At 72.2% G+C, this 19,816-nt stretch carries 13 protein-coding genes; 6 read left to right on the top strand and 7 right to left on the bottom strand.

The window, feature by feature from the left end; genetic code table 11:
* Positions 1-60: 60 nt before the first annotated feature.
* Entirely contained in the window at positions 61-849 is a 789-nt protein-coding gene (locus tag ACFWJ8_RS17680; RefSeq protein ID WP_378814009.1) for a DNA-formamidopyrimidine glycosylase family protein, read from the bottom strand.
* Entirely contained in the window at positions 842-5,653 is a 4,812-nt protein-coding gene (locus tag ACFWJ8_RS17685; protein ID WP_378814011.1) for an ATP-dependent helicase, read from the bottom strand. Before ACFWJ8_RS17685 ends, ACFWJ8_RS17680 begins: the two co-directional genes overlap by 8 nt.
* Before the next feature lie 108 nt (positions 5,654-5,761).
* On the opposite strand from ACFWJ8_RS17685, the gene ACFWJ8_RS17690 reads away from it, so the two are divergent.
* Positions 5,762-6,229, top strand: a complete 468-nt coding sequence (locus tag ACFWJ8_RS17690; protein WP_378814013.1) for a hypothetical protein — start codon at positions 5,762-5,764, stop codon at positions 6,227-6,229.
* 112 nt (positions 6,230-6,341) lie between these two features.
* Here the strand turns inward: ACFWJ8_RS17690 and ACFWJ8_RS17695 are convergent, their stop codons facing one another.
* The gene (locus ACFWJ8_RS17695) at positions 6,342-6,524 is read right to left on the bottom strand and encodes a PspC domain-containing protein (protein ID WP_018171378.1); all 183 of its coding nucleotides are present in this window, start codon (positions 6,522-6,524) and stop codon (positions 6,342-6,344) included.
* Between the two features lie 112 nt (positions 6,525-6,636).
* Complete coding sequence (locus ACFWJ8_RS17700; protein WP_378814015.1) at positions 6,637-8,292, bottom strand: ABC-F family ATP-binding cassette domain-containing protein; 1,656 nt, start codon at positions 8,290-8,292, stop codon at positions 6,637-6,639.
* 533 nt (positions 8,293-8,825) lie between these two features.
* On the opposite strand from ACFWJ8_RS17700, the gene ACFWJ8_RS17705 reads away from it, so the two are divergent.
* Both ACFWJ8_RS17705 and ACFWJ8_RS17710 read left to right on the top strand, forming a co-directional pair.
* Entirely contained in the window at positions 8,826-12,476 is a 3,651-nt protein-coding gene (locus ACFWJ8_RS17705) for a hypothetical protein (protein WP_378814029.1), read from the top strand.
* Positions 12,477-12,570: 94 nt separating this feature from the next.
* Complete coding sequence (locus ACFWJ8_RS17710; RefSeq protein WP_378814017.1) at positions 12,571-12,819, top strand: hypothetical protein; 249 nt, start codon at positions 12,571-12,573, stop codon at positions 12,817-12,819.
* Here ACFWJ8_RS17710 and ACFWJ8_RS17715 read toward each other — a convergent pair.
* The gene (locus tag ACFWJ8_RS17715) at positions 12,816-13,487 is read right to left on the bottom strand and encodes an alpha/beta hydrolase (RefSeq protein WP_378814019.1); all 672 of its coding nucleotides are present in this window, start codon (positions 13,485-13,487) and stop codon (positions 12,816-12,818) included. The genes ACFWJ8_RS17710 and ACFWJ8_RS17715 overlap by 4 nt on opposite strands.
* 74 nt (positions 13,488-13,561) lie before the next feature.
* On the opposite strand from ACFWJ8_RS17715, the gene ACFWJ8_RS17720 reads away from it, so the two are divergent.
* The 3 genes from ACFWJ8_RS17720 to ACFWJ8_RS17730 all read left to right on the top strand — a co-directional run bounded on the left by ACFWJ8_RS17720 (position 13,562) and on the right by ACFWJ8_RS17730 (position 17,964).
* A complete protein-coding gene (locus ACFWJ8_RS17720; protein ID WP_018171381.1) occupies positions 13,562-14,149 on the top strand; it encodes an NUDIX hydrolase family protein in 588 nt (195 codons plus the stop codon).
* 53 nt (positions 14,150-14,202) lie between these two features.
* Positions 14,203-16,116, top strand: a complete 1,914-nt coding sequence (locus ACFWJ8_RS17725; RefSeq protein WP_378814021.1) for a M3 family metallopeptidase — start codon at positions 14,203-14,205, stop codon at positions 16,114-16,116.
* Between the two features lie 240 nt (positions 16,117-16,356).
* Entirely contained in the window at positions 16,357-17,964 is a 1,608-nt protein-coding gene (locus ACFWJ8_RS17730; protein ID WP_378814023.1) for a hypothetical protein, read from the top strand.
* 156 nt (positions 17,965-18,120) lie between these two features.
* Here the strand turns inward: ACFWJ8_RS17730 and ACFWJ8_RS17735 are convergent, their stop codons facing one another.
* Both ACFWJ8_RS17735 and ACFWJ8_RS17740 read right to left on the bottom strand, forming a co-directional pair.
* The gene (locus tag ACFWJ8_RS17735) at positions 18,121-19,191 is read right to left on the bottom strand and encodes a threonine aldolase family protein (RefSeq protein WP_378814025.1); all 1,071 of its coding nucleotides are present in this window, start codon (positions 19,189-19,191) and stop codon (positions 18,121-18,123) included.
* 104 nt (positions 19,192-19,295) lie between these two features.
* The coding region (locus ACFWJ8_RS17740) for an SDR family oxidoreductase (protein WP_378814027.1) at positions 19,296-19,816 on the bottom strand (521 nt) is incomplete at its 5' end.

Consider the following 19,816-nt stretch of genomic DNA (forward strand, 5'->3'; position numbering starts at 1 on the left):
TGCCGTCGGCGGGGGATCCGGACGACAGATCGTCCGTTGCACCATCGTGACCTGAGCCGGTCACTGTTGACAGTTGGGGCACCAGAACACGATGCGCTCGCGCGTCGGGTCCGCGCCCAGCGCGGTGCGTCGGACGAGCGTGCCGCAGCGCCGGCACGGGCGTCCTTCCCTCCCGTAGACCCATGTGGTGAGGCCGCGGCGCGTGTCGCCCGTGAAGGTCCGGTCGACGCGGTCGCGGTTGGCGCGGATCATGCGGGCGCCGAGGTCGACGACGGCCGCGGCATCCACCTCGTCGGCCGGAGTCGTGGGGAGGATGCCGCGCACGAACAGGATCTCGTTCGCGTACTCGTTCCCGAAGCCGGCGATGCTGCGCTGGTCCTGGATCGCGACGTGGACCGCGCGGGTGTCGGCGTGGAGGCGACGGGCCGCCTCGGCGGGGTCCCAGTCGTCGGCCAGCGGGTCGGGGCCGAGGTAGCCGACGAGGTCGTCCTCGTCGGCCGTCGGCACGACCTTGATGTCGGCGAGGTCGAAGCCGACCGTCTCCCACTCGGTGCCGTCGGGCGCCGTCGCGCCGATCACCGCCCGCGCCCGGAATCCGGGTGCCCGCCACCGCTCACCGCGCCGGTACACGTGCCATTCGCCCTCCATCTTGAGGTGCGAATGCAGCGTCCACGTTCCGATGCGGTGCAGCAGGTGCTTGCCGCGGCTCGCCACGCCGTGCACGACCTCGCCCCGCAGGTCGGCCGTCGCCGCCTGCGGCACGCGCAGCTCGAACCGTGTCACGGTGGCGCCCGCGAGCGCCTGATCGAGCCGTCGCGCGGCCTGGTAGACGGTGTCGCCCTCAGGCACGCGCACCCCGCACGGCATCGCCGGCGGTCACGCGGCGCAGGGTGAGGCCCCGGGGAGACTCGACGAAACCGGCCTCTCGCAGCGTGCGCCCGATCCCCGTGCCGTGGACGAACGCACCGTTGACCTGCTCGATCGTGAGCGTGTCGAGGCGGCGTGCCTGCGCGGTGCCGGCCAGGTCGCGCGTCGCCGCGGCGAGCACGGCCTCGTCGCCCGTGAAGGCGAGCGCGGACTTGCCGCCGCGCTCCAGGTACAGGGCGAGGGCGCCGTCGACGAGCACCACCAGTGCGCCCGCTTTGCGCCCGGGACGATGGCCGACGCCCTCGAGCGCGGGCCACGCCAGCGCCGCGCCGTACGGGTTGGCGGGGTCCGTCGCCGCGAGAGTCACCGCCCGCAGCGGCGGCGGGTCGCTGAGCCCCGCGAACTCGCGCAGCCGGTCGACGGTCGCCGACGCGGCGAACTGGGCCGCGCCGAGCTTCTCGATCACGTAGCCGCGGCGGCAGTGCCCGGCCTCTTCGAACCCGGCGAGCACGCGATACGTCTGGGCGAATCCTCCCGGCACGCCCTCAGACTGCACCGCGCCGCGCGTGACCACGCCGTAGCGGTCGAGCAGCAGGCTCGCGGTCGCCGTGGCCCGCAGCGCCGGGTCGGCCTCGGGCGCCGGCAGCAGCGACCACCGCCCGCCCGCCGACGGCGACCGCGCCGGAAGGGATGCCGACACCGACCGCATCGCCACGCTCATGCTGCCCGGCGTGCCGCGGTACAGCCGGGCACGCGGCGTCCGCCTGCTGACACGGTGTGCCTGAGACCCACCCGACACCAAGGATCGCACCGGCGCGAACGTGTCGTTCGTGACGAGTCCCGCCCACGCCAGTCGCCACAGCGCCTCGTTCACGGACTGCTCGTTCTCGGCGCCGGTGGCCTGTCGCAGCTGTGCGGCGAAGTACGCGCCGCCGCCGTCGAGCGCCGCGAGCAGCTGTGCGTCGAGCGAGCCCGGTGCGATCGCCTCGGCGTCGTCGGGCACGGCGAGCGTCAGGGGCAGCGCGTCGGACGGGTGCAGCGCGATCCAGCCGTCGCGCCCCGGCAGCCCGCCGTGCCCCGACCACACCACCTCGCCCGTCGAGGTCAGCTCGTCGAGCATCGCCGGCGTGTAGTCCGACACCCGGGCAGGGAGGATGAGCGACTCCCACGCGCTCGCGGGGATCGGCACGCCGGCGAGCTGCTCGACCACTGCGGCCACGCCGTCGATGCCCTCCAGCGGGCGCGTCACGTGCTGCCACACCGGCAGGAACCGTCCGTACGCGTGCTGCGGCACCGGCTCGACGCTGCCGCGGATCGCCGCGAGCGACCGCATCCTCAGACGCCGCAGCACCTCGCTGTCGCACCACTCCGCCTCGTCGGCGGCTGCCGTCGTCGAGGTTTCGGGCAGGAAGTACCCCGAGGCGACGCGCCCCTGCGCCTCCAGCCGCTGCAGGGTCAGGCGCGCCACGGCGATGCCGACGCCGAAGCGGTCGGCCGCGGCATCCGCCGGGAAGGGTCCGTGCGTGCGGGCGTAGCGCGCGATCACGTCGCCGAGCGGGTCGGCCACAGGTTCGAGGAAGGCGGTCGGGATGCCGACCGGCAGCGCCACCCCGAGCGCATCGCGCAGGCGCCCGGCGTCCTCGATCGCGGCGACGCGGGACACCCCGGCGATCGTCACCGGGATCGCCCGGCGCGACGCGATGAGCGCCTCGAGATGAATGCCGGCCGCGTCCGCGGTCGCGGCGTCGGCATCGGCATCGGCATCGGCATCGGCGTCGGCACCGGCGGCGGGCTCCAGGCGGGCAGCGACCTCGGCGGCGTCCAGCGGGCCGAGCTGCCGCAGCAGGTCGGCCACGCCCTCGACGCCGCCGGCGCGACGCTCCGGGTCGAGGCGCTGCACCTCGCGCTCGAACTGGGCGATGACGTCGGGGTCGAGCAGCTCGCGCATCTCGACCTTGCCGAGCAGCTCCGACAGCAGCGCGGGGTCGACCGACAGCGCGGCGGCCCGGCGCTCGGCCAGCGGCGAATCGCCCTCGTACATGAACGCGCCGACGTAGCCGAACAGCAGGTCGCGGGCGAACGGCGAGGGCTGCGCCGGCTCGGTCTCGATGAGGCGGATCCGTCGCTCGCCGATGCCGCGCATGAGGCGCAGCAGCGACGGCACGTCGTAGACGTCCTGCAGCACCTCGCGCAGCGTCTCGAGGATGATCGGGAACGTCGGGTAGCGTCGCGCGACTTCGAGCAGCTGCGCCGACCGCTGGCGCTGCTGCCACAGCGGCGTCCGCTTGCCGGGGTTGCGACGGGGCATGAGGAGGGCGCGCGCGGCGCACTCGCGGAACCTCGACGCGAACAGCGCCGATCCGCCGACCTCTTCCGTGACGATCTGGTCGAGCTCGTCTGGGTCGAAGACGAACAGGTCCGCCCCCGGAGGCTCTGCCGTGGCATCCGGGATGCGCGCGATGATGCCGTCGTCGCTCGCGACCGCCGACCCCTCGACACCGAGCCGCTCGCGGATGCGCGCGTTGACGGCCAGCGCCCACGGCGCATGCACCTGCATGCCGTAGGGGGAGTGCAGGATGACGCGCCAGTCGCCGACCTCGTCGCGCCCGCGCTCGACGGTCAGCTGGCGATCGGTGGGCAGTGTTCCGGTGGCCTCGCGCTGCTCTGCGAGGTAGGCGAGCAGGTTGTCCTGCGCGAACTCGTCGAGCCCCGCCTCGCGCAGCCGGGCCTCGGCCTTGTCGGGCTTGGCGGTCGAGACCTCGCGCGAGAACTTGCCGAGCGCCTCGCCCAGCTCGGCGGGGCGGCCGATGCCGTCGCCGTGCCAGAACGGCACCTTGCCCGGCTGGCCGAACGCGGGCAGCACGTTGACGCGATCGTGGGTGATCTCGACGATGCGCCAGCTCGTCGTGCCGAGGGTGAACACGTCGTTGACGCGCGACTCGTAGACCATCTCCTCGTCGAGCTCGCCCACGCGCGCGTTCTGCGACTCGCCCGCCACGAACACCCCGAACAGGCCGCGGTCAGGGATCGTGCCGCCGCTGGTCACCGCGATGTGCTGCGCGCCCGGACGCCCGGTGAGCACGCCGAGGTCGCGGTCCCACACGACGCGCGGCCGCAGCTCGGCGAACTCGTCGGACGGGAACTTGCCGGCGATGAGGTCGAGCGTCGCCTCATATGCCGAGCGGGGGAGCGAGCGGAACGGCGCACTCCGTTTGAGCGTCTCGTACCAGCCCTCGACATCGACCGGACCGACCGCGGCGGCGGCCACCGTGTGCTGGGCCAGGATGTCGAGCGGGTTCTGGGGGATCGCGATGGCCTCGATCTGCCCGGCCAGCATGCGCTCGGTCACGATCGCGGTGTGCAGCACGTCGCTGCGGTGCTTGGGGAACAGCGCCGCCCGGCTCACCTCGCCGACCTGGTGGCCGGCGCGCCCGATGCGCTGCAGGCCCGACGCCGCGCTCGGCGGAGCCTCGACCTGGATCACCAGATCGACGGCGCCCATGTCGATGCCGAGCTCGAGGCTCGAGGTCGCGACGACGCAGCGCAGGACGCCCGACTTCAGCTCCTCCTCGACCTGCGCGCGCTGCTCTTTCGACACTGAGCCGTGGTGCGCCTTGGCCAGCACGGGGTCCGCACCCGCCGTCGCACCGGCCTGCGCCATCATCGCGGCCGGGGGCCGGATCGGTTCCTGAGCCTGCCGAAGGACGAGCCCGAGGCGCTCGGAGTAGATCTCGTTGAGCCGCCCCGTCAGCCGCTCGGCGAGGCGCCGCGAGTTGCAGAACACGATGGTCGACCGGTGCTGCAGGATGCGGTCGACGATCGCCTCTTCGACGTGCGGCCACACCGAGCCGGTCATCTCGGTCTCGCCCGCGCCGGAGGCGCGGCGGCCCGACGATCCGTCGGCGAACCAGTCCTCGTCGATCGGCTCGTCGTCGGCCGCCGAGGCGGCATCCCCGTCGTCCGACGTGTACGCGCTCGGCGGAGGCGGCGGGTTGAGCATGTCGCCGATCGGCACGACGACCTTCATGTCGAACGCCTTGGTCGCGCGCGGAGCGACGATCTCGACCGGCTCGGCACCACCCAGGAACCGCGCCACCTCGTCGATCGGCCGCACCGTGGCCGACAGCCCGATGCGCTGCGCCGGCGGCGCCTCGGGCGTGAACGACCGCCGCAGCGCGTCGAGTCTCTCCAGGCTCACCGCCAGGTGCGCGCCGCGCTTGGTCGCCGCGACGGCGTGCACCTCGTCGACGATCACCGTGTGCACGTCGCGCAGCGTCTCGCCGGCGCGGCTGGTGAGCATGAGGTACAGCGACTCGGGCGTCGTGATCAGGATGTCGGGCGGCGCCTGCACGAGCTTGCGGCGGTCGCCCGCCGGGGTGTCGCCCGAGCGCACGCCGACCGTGACGTCGGGGACGGTGAGGCCGAGGCGTCGCGCGGACTGGCCGATCCCCACCAGCGGCGACCGCAGGTTGCGCTCGACGTCGACGCCGAGCGCCTTGAGCGGAGAGATGTAGAGGATCCGGGTGGCCGGCGGTGCGGCATCCCGCTTCTTCTTGCGCGAGGGATCGGTGGATGCCGTCGTCGCCGCCTTGTCGTGGAACACCCTGTCGATGGCCCAGAGGAAGGCCGACAGCGTCTTGCCCGACCCGGTCGGTGCGACGACGAGGGCGTGCTTGCCCGCCGAGATCGCCTGCCAGGCACCCTTCTGCGCCTCCGTGGGGGCGTGGAAGGCGCCGCGGAACCAGTCCTGCGTGGCAGGACCGAATCGCTCGAGGACGTCGCCCATCCCTCCATCTTCGTCGCCTGCGCCGACATCCGGCCAGGGCGTCGCGGAGGCTCGTCGCGTAAACTCCCCGTGCGTGTCCCCCGCACGCGTTCACCGCCGAGGAGCGTGATGGAGCCGACGCCTTCGAGCGGGTCGGAGCCGGTCGCGCCGCCCACCCGCCGTGCCGCCGCCGTGCACACCGTGCGCGAGCTGTCGCGCTCGCGCCGCGTCCAGACGTTCGGCCTGGGCGCGCTGTGCGGCGCACTCGCGCTGTCGCTGATCGTCGTCGTGACGACGATCTTCGCCGTGTCGCAGCGCCCCGAGATGCTGCCCGACGACCCGGCGCCCGTCTCTGAGGAGCGTGTCGCGACGCCCACGCCCACGCCCACGCGCTCCACGCCCGCGCCGACGCCGACGACCGATCCGGCGGTCGAGCCGGTGGACGAAGCGGATGCCGCACCCGGCGCCGACGCCGAGCCGGCGCCGCCGGAGACCCAGGTGCCCGCCCCCACTCCCGACCCCGAACCCGAACCCACACCGACGCCGACGGCGCCCGGCAACAGCGGGAACGCCCCGGGTCACAACAAGAAGCCCTGACGTGTCCGAATCGTTGTGAGCCGGGGATGAGGCGGCGAACGACGCGGACGCGATCCTCAGGAGCTCGCCGCGATCTTCGCGGACGTCTTCGTCAGCCCGTGACCCGCTCCGCTCAGCCCTCGTTCGGGATGAGGATCCAGAGGATGATGTAGGCCCACAGCGACAGGCCGAAGAAGATCACGGCGATCGCGGTGAGGATGCGCACCAGGGTCACATTCCAGCCGAAGCGGTTCGCGACGGCGGCGCAGACGCCGGCGATCAGTCGTCCCTGGCGGGGTCTCATGAGTGCGTTCATGTCTTCCATCCTGGCCGCCCGGGGCCGTCCGCACATGGGGGAGAACCCCCAGATCCTCCGGGGCGCAGGCCGCGGCATCCATCCGTTCAGCGAATGGATGCCGCGACCCGTGTCACCGCTCGGTGAGGTGGCCTTCGCGGTCGAGCTCCAGCGTCAGGGTGACGCCGATGCGCTCGAGGAACGCGTCGTCGTGGCTGACGACGAGCACCGCGCCGCGGTAGGCGGCGATGGCGTCGACGAGCTGGTCGACCGTGTCGAGGTCGAGGTTGTTCGTCGGCTCGTCGAACACGAGCAGCTGGGGAGGCGGATCGGCGAGCATGAGCCGCGCCAGCGCCACGCGGAACCGCTCGCCGCCCGACAGTGTCGCCACCGGCCGTTCGACCGCGGCACCTCGGATGAGGAACCGGGCCAGCCGGTTGCGCAGCTCGACCATCCCGACCTGCGGCGCCGCCGGCGCCACGTTGTCGAGGACGGACTCCTCGTCGATGAGCCCGTCGACCCGCTGCGGCAGGTAGCCGACGCGGTCGGTGTGCAGGGCGCCCCGTGCCGAATTCAGGAGATCCGGGCCATCGCCGCGGCGCTCGGGCGTGCCACCCGGCGTGTCTCCTGAATCCTTCACCGCAGCGTCGAGCAGACGTTCCAGCAGCGTCGTCTTGCCCGCGCCGTTCGGGCCGATCAGCGCGACCCGCTCGGGGCCCTGGACCACCCACGAGCGCTCGCCGTCGCCGAGGGTGGCGATGCGGCGGCCCGCGGGCACACCGGGGTCGGGCAGGTCGATCTTCATCGACGCGTCGTCGCGGACCCGACGCCCGGCAGCGTCGAGCGCTTCGCGGGCGGATGCCTCGCGGTCGGCCTTCTCGCCGCGCAGCTTGCCCGCCGAGACCTCGGCGGCCATCCGCCGGCCGTTGGCCACGATCTTCGGCACGCGCTTCTCCACGAACGCCTTGTCGCCCATGGCCTTACGGCGCGAGATCGTCGTCTCGGCCTCGATGCGCTGGCGCTTCTCGCGCTTGAGGGACTGCTTCGCGGCGCGCTCGGCGTCACGGGCGGCATCCTGCTCGGCATCCAGCCAGGCACGCCATTCCGAGTACGGGCCGCCGAAGACCGACAGCTCGTTCGCGTACAGCTCGGCGGTGTCGTCCATGAGCTCCAGCAGCGCGGTGTCGTGGCTCACGACGACCAGCGCCCCGCGCCAGGAACGGACCATGTCGTGCAGGCGCGCCCGCGCCTCGCGGTCGAGGTTGTTCGTCGGCTCGTCCAGCAGAGCGATGGGTGCGCCTCGCAGGCGGATGCCGGCGATCGCGGTCAGCACGGCCTCGCCGCCCGACAGCTGACCGACGCGGCGGTCGAGCATGTCGGGGGACAGGCCCGCCTCGGCGAGCGCCACGTGGGCGCGCGCCTCGACGTCCCAGTCCGAGCCGACCGCGTCGAAGTGGCGCGGGTCGACGTCGCCGGACTCGATGGCCCGGAGGGAGCGCAGCGTCTCACCCACCCCGAGCAGATCGGCCACGGGCCGGTCGACGTCGAGGGTCAGTCGCTGGGGCAGGTAGGCGGCATCCGCGGTCCGTGTGATGTGCCCTGCAGACGACGTGAGGTCGCCGGCGATGAGGCGCAGCAGCGTGGACTTTCCGGAGCCGTTGCGTCCGACGAGGCCGGTGCGGCCGGTGCCGAACGAGCCCGAGACATCCGAGAGCGCGGCGGTGCCGTCCGCCCAGGTGAAGGAGACGCGGTCGAGGACGACCGCGGGAGTGAGGGTGTTGGCGGGCATGAAGCCTCCTGTGTCAGTCGTGCGCTGACACCGGGGACCGCGGAATCCTCGTTCGTCACCGGGCATGCCGGAGCGGGAGGTGAAGCGGCCGATCGACGGGCCAGCGCGAAATCTTCAAGCGCTGGTGCGTCGAGCAACGACGGATCAGCGCGATTACAGCGCGGTCGCGTCGAAGTACTTCAATGGATTTCCTCACCGAGGGAACAAGGCCTCCGCCACCATAGCGGACGGTGCTGGATGCCGCCAGTGAGTCTTCGCGGCCGTGTCACATCTCCTCGCGCCCTTGACGGCGGACCGTCCTCACGAGCAGGATTGTATCGATTCAAGTCGGGAAGCGTTTTCCCACCTCTCGACCCCGGATCGTCGAGCCCCACCGACGTCGTCGTCGAACAGATCGAAGGAGATCCCGTGCGTTCCCGATCACCCATTCCCCCTGGCGTCGCCGCGTCGCCGCCCTCACCGGCGGCGCGCTCGTCGTCGGCCTCCTCGCCGCTGCCGCACCGGCGGCGGCCGCCACCTCGTCGCCGGTCGATCTGTCGTTCGACTTCGGCGGGCCGTCCACGCCCGTCGTGAGCGGCTGGATCGGCATCAACCCTGGCAGCGCGTACTCCGCCGCGACCGGCTACGGCTTCACGACGGCGCCCGCGTCGAACGGGTTCCGCGATCGCGGCGGCGACAACGTCGTCGCCCGCGACTTCACCATCGGCAACACGCAGGCATTCGCCGTCGACGTGCCCGACGGCACCTATGAGGTGACCACGTGGGCGGGCGACCTCATCGCGAGCAACAACACGGTGTGGGACGTCGAGGGCACCGCGTACGCGGGTCCGCGGACCACGACCGGCGTGATCGACGAGCACTACTTCCCGGCGGTCACGGTCGCCGACGGCCAGCTGAACATCCGGGTGACCGGGGGCGACGGGCGCATCAACGGCATCCGGGTCCAGTCCCAGCTCGCCGCGCCGGCGGGACTTGCGGTGACCGGCGTCCATGCGACCGGCGACCTCTCGGTCTCGCTCGCCTGGAACGCCGTCGATGACGCGACCGGCTACGTCGTGTCTCGCGCGACGCCGGGCGGCGACCTCGCCGAGATCGGACGCACGACCGGCGACACCGCCTTCACCGACACGGGCGTCGCGCTCGGCGAGTCGTACGAGTACGCCGTCGCGACGGTCAAGGACGCCCGCACGTCGCGGCAATCCGGCCGGGTCGCCGCCGCAGTCGTCGACGAGTCCGTCGCCGAGCCCGCGACGCCGAGCGGCGTGGCGACGGCCGCGATCGAGCGGAACTCGCTCACCCTCGCGTGGACCGACCCGGGCGACGCCGAGCTGTGGAAGGTGTACCGCTCGACGCGTGCCGACCTGCCGTTCCAGCTCGTCGCGACCGTCGACCGGCCGACCTACACCGACGGCGACGTGCTCACCACCCGCCCGTACCTGTACAAGCTCGTCGCGCTCAACGCCGGTGGGGCGTCGGCCGAGTCCGCCGTGTACAGCACGGCCGTCGCGACCACGCTCGTCCGCCAGGTCGAATACCTCGACCGTGCACCGGTGGCCGTGAAGGTCGACCAGGGGGTCTACCTCGGCTGGCGCCTGCTCGGCCTGGACGACCGCGACCTCGGGTTCCAGGTGTACCGCGACGGCGTGCGCATCACCGACCAGCCCATCACCGGCTCGACCAACTTCGTCGACGCCGACGGCACGGCCGCCTCGACGTACTTCGTGACCGCCCTCGTCGGCGACCGCGAGGTCACCGTCACCGACGAGTTCGGCGTTCGGGCCGACCAGTTCTTCGACATCCCGCTCGACAAGCCGGCGCCGGTCACGCTGCCGGACGGGCAGACCGTCGCGTACGCCCCCGGCGACGCGAGCGTCGGCGACCTCGACGGCGACGGGCAGTACGAGGTCGTCTTCCTGTGGGCGCCCTCGATCTCCAAGGACAACTCGCAGTCCGGCTACACGGGCCGCGTGTACATGGACGCGGTCGAGCTCGACGGCACGCGCCTGTGGCGCATGGACCTCGGGGTGAACATCCGTGCCGGCGCGCACTACACGCAGTTCATCGTGTTCGACCTCGACGGCGACGGACGCGCCGAGGTGTCGTTCAAGACGGCCGACGGCACGACCGACGGCACCGGCAAGGTCATCGGCGACGCGAACGCGGACTACCGCAACTCGTCCGGCTACATCCTCAGCGGACCCGAGTACCTCAGCGTGTTCGACGGCCGCACCGGCGGCGTCATCGACACCGTGTCGTACGACCCGCCGCGCGGCAGCGTCAGCGCGTGGGGCGACGCCTACGGCAACCGCGTCGACCGGTTCCTCGCCGGTGTGGGCTACTTCGACGGCGAGCACCCGAGCCTCGTGTTCAGCCGCGGCTACTACACCCGCACCGTCATCACGACATGGGACCTGAAGGACGGCGAACTCGTCGAACGGTGGAAGTTCGACTCCGACGTAGCCGGCAAGCAGTACGAGGGCCAGGGCAACCACCAGCTCGTGACGGCCGATGTCGACCGCGACGGCCTCGACGAGATCGTGTTCGGGTCGATGACCATCGACGACGACGGCACGGTTCTCTACAACACGCGTCTCGGTCACGGCGATGCGCTGCACGTCGGCGACTTCGTCACCGATCGCCCGGGGCTGGAGGTCTTCGCGGTGCACGAGGACGTCTCGGGCAACGGCGGCATCGGTGCGACGATGCGGGATGCCGAGACCGGCGAGGTCATCTGGAAGACGGCGGCCACGACCGACACCGGCCGCGGCGCGGCCGGCGACATCGATCCCACGAGCCCGGGTGCCGAGGCGTGGAACATCGGCAGCAACGTGTGGAACTCGCCGACGGGTTCGCTCAAGTCCGAGCACGGCGACCTGCTGTCGGCCGACATCCCGGCGGCGAACTTCGTCATCAACTGGGACGGCGATCTGTCGCAGGAGATCTTCGACCACGACTACACCGATGCGACGGCGACGGGTGTGCCGACGATCTCGAAGTGGAACCCCGCCACCAAGCAGGAGGAGCTGCTCGCGCGTCTCGACGGCACGCTGACCAACAACACGACGAAGGGCAACCCGTCGCTGCAGGCCGACATCCTGGGCGACTGGCGCGAGGAGCTGATCGTGCGCACCGACGCGGGTGACGCCCTGCGTGTCTTCACGACGACCGACGTGACCGAGGAGCGCATCCCGACGCTGATGCACGACTCGCAGTACCGCCAGTCGATCGCATCGCAGAACAGCGCCTACAACCAGCCGCCGCACACCAGCTACTACCTGGGCGCCGGCATGGGCGAGGTGCCGCAGGCGAGCATCGCATACACGGCGGCGCCGGCGGGCGACGAGACGGCTCCGGTCGTCTCGGGCCTGCCGCAGGGCACCGTGGTGGCCGACAAGCCGCTGCAGCTCGCCATCACGGCCGACGACCCCGAGAGCGGCATCCGCTCGCTCGAGGTCACGGTCGCCGGCACGTCGGTGGAGCCCGACGCGGCGGTCGACCTCTCCGGCCTCGCCGGCGACGTCGTGGTGGCCGTGAAGGCGACCAGCCACGCGGGCCTGGTGACTGAGGCGTCGTCGACGATCCTCGTCGTGCCGGCCGACTCCGCCAAGGCGAAGCCGGGCGCGGGCACCCTGTCGAACACGAGCGGCTGGGAGTACGGCCTGCACGACGGGAACTACGACGTCGTGATGAACCTGTGGTGGGGCATCCCGGGCAGCATCTTCCGTCTCTACGAGAACGGGACGCTGGTCGCGACCAAGGTGCTCACCGCGACGGGCACGTCGCAGACGACGGGGCTGTCGTTCACCGGCAAGCCGAACGGCACGTACGTCTACACGGCCGAGCTGATCAACGCGAAGGGCGTGACGCAGACCTCGTCGACCAGCGTCATCGTCACGGCCGCGGCCCCGGGCAAGCCGGTGGTCAGCCACGACAACCACGACGGCGACGGCACGTTCACGGCGACCGCGAACCTGTGGTGGGGCACCAACGCCACCGCCTACCGGTTCGAGCTCGACGGCGCGGTCGTCGGCAGCGGATCGCTCGCGGCGGCCACACCGAGCGCGCAGAAGGCGTCCGTCGCACTCACCGGCGTGCCGGTCGGCACGCACACGCTGGTCGCGGTGTTCACCAACGCCAACGGCGAGACGGCGTCGGCGCCGGTGACGGTCAAGGTCACCAAGTAGGCGCGGGCGGAGGGCCCGGGCGATCGCCCGGGCCCTCCGTGATCTCCGTCCTGCGGGGGATACGGCCGCGGCCGCCCGTTCCTAGGCTGAGGACATGACCGCTCCCACGCCCCCGGATGCTCCTCACCCCGCCGCACGCGCGTACGCCACCGGCCTGGCGGGTGGCATCGGCGTCGGTGTCGCCGTCGGCACCTCGCTGGGCGTCGCGCTCGGCAACATCGGCGTGGGCATCGCGCTCGGTGTCGGGCTGGGCGCGGCGTTCGCCGCGGTGTTCGGGGCGGCTGCCGCGAAGCGACGCTCCGCCCCGACGGGCGCGGACGACCAGCGTCCAGCCGACGACTAGTCCCCGGCGTCCTTCGCGAGGTCGTCGAGACGCTTGTCCAGGAACGTGCGCACGTCGGCGAGCTCCGCCTCCGACACGCTGTGCGTGAGGCCCTGGTAGACGCGGCCGCTGAGGTCGACGCGCTCGGGCAGCCACTGGGTCGTGTGCTCCACCAGGAACCCGGGGATCACGTCGTCGTTCGTCCCGCGCCCCCAGAACACCGGGGGACGCAGCTCGGCGAGCTCGGCATCCCGGGGCAGTCCGCCCGGCGTGACGTACCCCGAGAGGTTGACCGCGAACGCGAACCGCGACGGCTCGAGCCGCATCGCCTGCAGCGAGACCGCGCCGCCCTGCGAGAACCCGAGGAGACCGATGGATGCCGCACCCGCCGCGTGCGCGTCGGCCCACGCGATGACGGCCTCGGCCGCACGGGTGACGTGTGAGGGGTCGCGGCCGTCGAGCCCGTCGATCGGGTACCACGAGCGCCCCGGCGCCGGCCACGGCGGCACGAGCGGGGCCGCCAGGCTCGCGACGGCGAACTCCTCGGGCAGGTACGCGCGCAGCGGGTAGAGGTCGTGCTCGTCGGCGCCGTAGCCGTGGAGCAGGAGCAGAAGGTGCCGCCCCGCGAGGGCCTCACGATCGGCCGACCACAGGACGGCGTCGGCATCGAGCACGAGCGCTTCCGTCATGCCGACATCCTCCCATCCGCGCGCACACGGCGGTGGGGTCGGCACGGGAGCGCTCCGCGGGGTATACAGGAGGCATGTCCGTGCGCACTCCCGACCCCGAACCTGCGGGCGACGAGCCGTTCGGCCCGCCCGCCGGCAACATCTCCAACCCTGCCTGGCTGAGCGACATCGAGCTCGAAGAGGCTCGTCGCCGCCTGCCGATGCTGTACGTCGAGGGCGTGCCGGTGCGCACCGACGGCATGGGGCAGGTGACCTCCGTGGGCCTACTGCTGCGGGCTTCGCCGCTCGGCGAGATCAGCCGCACGATCGTGTCGGGCCGCGTTCGCTACGGCGAGACGGTGCGCGACGCGCTGTTCCGGCACCTCGAGAACGACCTCGGACCGATGGCGTTCCCGCTGCTGCCGCCGCAGCCCACGCCCTTCACGGTGGCCGAGTACTTCCCGCTGCCCGGTGTGAGCGCCTACCACGACGACCGTCAGCACGCCGTGTCGCTCGCGTTCGTCGTGCCGGTGACGGGCACGTGCGAGCCGCGCCAGGACGCGCTCGAGGTGACGTGGCTGACCCCCGAGGAGGCGTCGTCCGATGCCCTCGCCGCCGAGATGGAGGGCGGCCGCGGCACGCTCGTCCGGCTCGCGCTCGCCAGCGTGGGCGCCCTGCGCTGAGCATCCGCCCCGATCCCTCGCGCATCGTCGGGGCGGCGCCCTAGGCTCGCAGGGTGACCCCCGAACCCCTTCCCTTCCCCGCCGACGCCGACGGGTGGACGGCCTTCGCCACCGAGCGCCCCGCCGCCAGGATCGCCCTCGTCCACGAGGTCGACCAGCGCCTGCGCTCCGAGGCCGATCTGACCGCCGCCGAGCGCCTCGATCTGTGGAACGACGCCGACATCGCGCTGAGCGAGGCCATGAACGAGGCGTACATCGTGAGCGAGGCGCACCCCGATGCCGGCGTGCGCGATGTCGCCGAGCAGCAGGTGCAGGCGGTCGAGTCGCTGTCGTCGGCGCGCCTGCTCGACCGGGAGCTCTGGCGCGGGTTCGCGGATGCCGCAGGGCAGCGCCTCGACGACGACCAGGCGCGGCTGCTCCATCATGTGCTGCGCGACTTCCGCCGCGGTGGCGTGGAGCTGGCGGATGCCGAGCGCGAGCGCGTGCGGCAGCTCGCCGACCGCGACACCGAGCTGTCGCTGACGTTCTCGCGCAACATCCGCGACGGACGTCGGCAGATCCGGGTGCCCGCGGCGGGCCTGACGGGCCTGCCGCAGGACTTCGTCGACGCTCATCCGGTCGACGACGACGGGATGGTCACGCTGTCGACCGACTACCCCGACCTCATGCCCGTGCGCGAGTACGCCACCGACCGGTCCACCCGGCTCGCGCTCGTGGGCGCCTACAACGACCTCGCGTGGCCCGAGAACGACGCCGTGCTCGCGGAGCTGCTCGAGGTGCGTGCCGAGCGCGCCCGCCTGCTCGGCTACGCGGACTGGGCCGACTACGAGACCGAGACGCGCATGATCGGCTCGGGCTCGGCGATCCCGGAGTTCCTGGATCGGCTGGATGCGGCATCCCTCCCCGCCGCCGAGGCGGAGTACCCGGTGCTGCTGGAGCGCCTGCGACGCGACGTGCCCGACGCCGGCGAGGTCACCATCGCCGATTTCTGGCACGTGCTCGGGGCCATCAAGCACGAGCAGTACGACGTGGACGCGCAGCTGGTGCGCTCGTACCTGCCGTTCGAGCGCGTCGCCGCCGGCGTGCTCGACGTGACCGGGCGCCTCTTCGACGTCGAGTACGTGCCCGTCGAGGCACCGGCGTGGCACGACGACGTGCGCACCTACGACGTCGTGCGCGGCGGCGACCGCCTCGGCCGCATCCACCTCGACCTGCACCCGCGCGAGGGCAAGTTCAGCCACGCGGCGTGCTTCCCGATCGCCCCCGGGGTCACCGACCGGGTGCTTCCCGAGGCGGCGCTGCTCTGCAACTTCTCGCGCGGCCTGCTGGAGCACGACGAGGTCGTCACGTTCTTCCACGAGTTCGGTCACCTGGTGCACGACATCCTGGGCGGTCGTCACCGCTTCGCCCGGTTCAGCGGCGTCGCCACCGAGTGGGACTTCGTCGAAGCCCCCAGCCAGCTGCTCGAGGAGTGGGCCTGGGATGCCGGCGTCCTGGCCTCCTTCGCGGTGAACGCCGAGGGCGAGCCGATCCCGGCCGAGCTCGTGGCCCGCATGCGGACGGCCGACGCGTTCGGTCGCGGCCTCGAGGTGCGACGCCAGCTCGGGCACGCGAACGTGTCGTACCGCCTGCACGTGGACCGTCCGGCGGATCTGCAGGCCGAGACCGAGCGACTGTACGCGTCGACGAGTCCCGTGCAGCCGCTGCGCGGCCTGCACCCGTACGCCGGGTTCGGCCACCTCACCGGCTACGGCGCGTGCTACTACACCTACCAGTGGAGCCTCGTGATCGCGCGGGATCTGCTGAGCGGATTCGGCGCCGGGCTCATGGATCCCGAAGCGGCGCTGCGATACCGCACGGAGGTGCTGGAACGCGGTGGAGAGCGCGATGCGAACGACCTCGTCGAGGCGTTCCTGGGGCGTCCGTCGACGTTCGACGCGTACCGCGACTGGCTCGCCGGCGACTGACCGGAGCGCCCGTTTCGCGGACACAGCCGCGCGGGGTAAGGTTCAGCTACCCGATGCGCAGTCACCCTGCCGACACAACCCCCCGGTGTCGTCGAGGGCGAGGCGGTCTTCGCTGCTCGCGCGCCGGCGACGAGGTCGCCGGCGCGCCGAGTGGGCGGTGACCGCGTCGCTTCCGCCGAACGCTCGCCGACGCCGCGAAAAACCCCTCACAGCGATCAGCAAAGAAGCGGAAGACACAAGATGTCCGACAACGCAGCAGGCGTCCAGAGCTCCGGCTCCGAAGACCCGTCCCCCTTCGACAGCCTCATCACTGAACCCGCGACGACGGCGTTCGGCTCCGGCTTCACCACCACCTTCCGCGGCTACGACAAAGAAGAGGTGGATGCCGCGATCGCCGGCCTCGATGCGCGCGTGCGCGCCGCCTCCGACGAGGTCGCGCAGCTGAAGCAGCACCAGCGTCGCGCAGGCGCGGCGGTCGCGCAGAGCCGCGCCAAGGCCGAGCGGCTGGAGGCGGAGCTGCAGGCGGCCGCCGAGCGACGGCAGGCCGAAGTCGACGCGGCGATCGCCGAGCGTCAGGCCGAGCTCGACGCGAAGATCGCCGCGCGCGAGGCGGAGATCGAGCGTCTCGAGGCCGAGCTCGACGAAGTCGACGCCCGCCACCGCGACGAGCTGCAGCAGGCGGCCGACAAGGCCGCCGCGGCGCGTGCCGAAGAAGGAGGCGAGGCCGAGCGTCTGGCCGGAGAGCTCGAGGTGGTCACCACCCGCCTGAACGACGCGGAGCAGCGCATCCAGGCCCTCACCGACGAGCTCGTCGGTGCTACCACCGAATCGCCCAACCGCCAGAAGTTCGAAGAGGTGCTGCGCGTCGCGGAAGACCAGGCGAGCCTGCTCATCCGCAACGCGAGCGTGCAGGGCGACCGTCTGCTCGAAGCCGCCCGCGAAGAGAACGCCAGCCGCCGCGCGTCGGCCGTCGCCGAGGCCGAGGCGATCGTGTCGCAGGCGCAGCACGACGCGCAGCAGGTGCGGCTGAAGATCGACACCGAGTCGACCGCCCACGAGGCGCGGATCGAGCGCGAGACCGCGCACGCCGCCGAGAAGGTGTCGCAGGCCGAGCGCGAGGCGGCCGCCATCCGCTCCGAGGCCGAGAAGGGCGCCGCGATCCTGCGTTCGACCGTCGCCCGCGAGACGGCCCGCGACCGCTCCGAGGCCGAGGAGGCGGTGCGCGAGCTGCGTCTGCGCGCGCTCGAGTTCGAGGCATCCCTCACCCGTCGCCAGGACGACGCACACCAGGAGTTCCTGGTGCTGCACAACCAGGCCGTCGCGCACGCCGAGCGCATCACCCAGGACGCCAACGAGCAGGTCGCCGCATCGCTCGACCACGCGCAGCGCGTGTCGGTGAAGGCGGAGGACTTCGAGCGCCTCATGCGCGCCCAGTCGCAGCAGATCGAGGCCGACGCGCAGCTGCGCGCCCGCGAGCACCTCGAGCAGGCGCACGTGAAGGCCGAGCGCATCATGTCGCTCGTGACGACGCATTCCGACTCGGTGCTGCGCGACGCCGAGGACCGCACGCGCCAGCTGCGCTGGCAGCAGCACCAGCTCATGAGCTTCATGGCCGAGGTCAAGGAGCTCATCCGTCCCGAGGGCGTGCTGGCGGCCGCCTCGGCGAGCGAGTCCGCCGAGGGAGCCGCAGACGTCGAGTCCCCGGTGGATGCCGCCGACGAGACCGTCGAAGCCGTCGAGTCCGCCGCGGTCGGCGCCGACGCAGCCGCGTCGGACGAGCCCGAGGCTGAGGCCGAGACCGGCGGTGAGGCCGAGGCATCCGACGCCTCCGAGGCCGACGAGGACTGACCCGGTCGTTGAGCGAAGGGGGCTCCGGCGCCCGCAGACGAAACGCCTGGACCTTGCGAAAGGTCCAGGCGTTTCTCGTCGGAAGTCGTGCAGGGTGTGAGGCGACGAAAGCGCCGCCTCACCCTGCACAACCGACCGATCGTGCAGGGGTCCGGGTCAGCCCGCGGAGGTCTCGCGGGCGATCGCGGCGAGGAAGGCGTCGATATCGTTCTCGGACGTGTCGAACGAGCACATCCAGCGCACCTCGTTCTTCGCGGCATCCCAGTCGTAGAAGCGGAACGACGTCCGCAGCCGGTCGGCGACGCCGTCGGGCAGCGTGGCGAACACGCCGTTCGCCTGGGTCGGCTGCGTGAACGCGACGCCCTGGATCGAGCCGTCGGCCAGCCCCTTCTCGATGCCCGAGCGCAGGCGCTGCGCCATGGCGTTGGAGTGCGAAGCGTTGCGGTGCCACAGGTCGCCCTCCAGGAGCGCGAGCAGCTGGGCCGACACGAAGCGCATCTTCGAGGCGAGCTGCATGTCGAGCTTGCGCAGGAACTTCAGGCCCGTCGACGCCTCGGGGTTGAGCACCACGACGGCCTCGCCGAGCATCGCGCCGTTCTTGGTGCCGCCGAAGCTCAGCACGTCGACGCCGGCGTCGCGCGTGAACGCGCGGAACGGCACGCCGAGCGACGCGGCCGCGTTCGAGATGCGCGAGCCGTCCATGTGGACGTGCATGCCGAGGCTGTGCGCGTGGTCGGCGATCGTGGTGATCTCGTCCGGCGTGTACAGCGTGCCGAGCTCGGTCGACTGCGTGATCGACACGACCAGCGGCTGGGCACGGTGCTCGTCGCCCCAGCCCCATGCCTCGCGGTCGATGAGCTCGGGGGTGAGCTTGCCGTCGTCGGTGGGCACGGTGAGCAGCTTGATGCCGGCGACCCGCTCGGGCGCCCCGCCCTCGTCGACGTTGATGTGCGCGGTGCCTGCCGCGACCACGGCGCCCCAGCGGGGGAGCATCGACTGCAGGCCGACGACGTTGGCGCCGGTGCCGTTGAACACCGGGTACGCTTCGACGCCCTCGCCGAAGTGGCGGGCCATCACCTCCTGCAGGCGCTCGGTGTACACGTCGTCGCCGTAGGCGACCTGGTGGCCGTCGTTGGCGGCGGCGATCGCCGCGAGCACCTCGGGGTGGATGCCGGAGTAGTTGTCGGAGGCGAAGCCGCGCAGGTTCGGGTCGTGGATCGTGGTCACGAAGGTCCAATCTAGTTCGGTCCGGCCGGCACGAACTCCTCAGGAAGGCGCTCTCGGCCGAGGTCTGTCCCGTGGCGACGAGGTCGCCGCCGGGATCTGAGGAGTTAGCGCGCCGTCAGGTCGATGACGGTGTCGTTGACGGATGCGGCATCCGCATCCCACAGGCCGACGTAGGCGCGGGCGAGCGCGTCCTCCAGGCCGGCGAGGGACTTGACGCGGAAGACGGTGGATGCCGCCGACAGCGGTCGTCCGGCATCCCGGGCGTCTTTGGCGAAGCCCTGCGCGACCGCGCGCGTCCACGCCTCGGTCGCGGCCTTGACGGCGGCGTAGTTCGCGCCGCCGGCGAGCGGACGGGCGACCGCGGTCGACGACACGACCGCGAGTCGCGCGGCCTCGGAGGTGCGCAGGTCGGCATCGAAGGCGCGGCTCACGTGGCGCAGGGCGGTGAGCGACCCCTCGAGGAAGCGGTAGTCGGCGTCGGTCTGGCCGGGGAGGCCGCCACCGCCGCGCCAGCCGCCGACGAGGTGCAGCACGCCGTCGACGGCGCCCTCGGTGGCGTGCACGCGCTCGGCGAGGGCCGTGACGGCGCCTTCGTCGGTCAGGTCGCACACCTCGGTGTGAAGAC

Source organism: Microbacterium sp. NPDC058389 (genome assembly GCF_042722305.1).
Classification (GTDB): domain Bacteria; phylum Actinomycetota; class Actinomycetes; order Actinomycetales; family Microbacteriaceae; genus Microbacterium.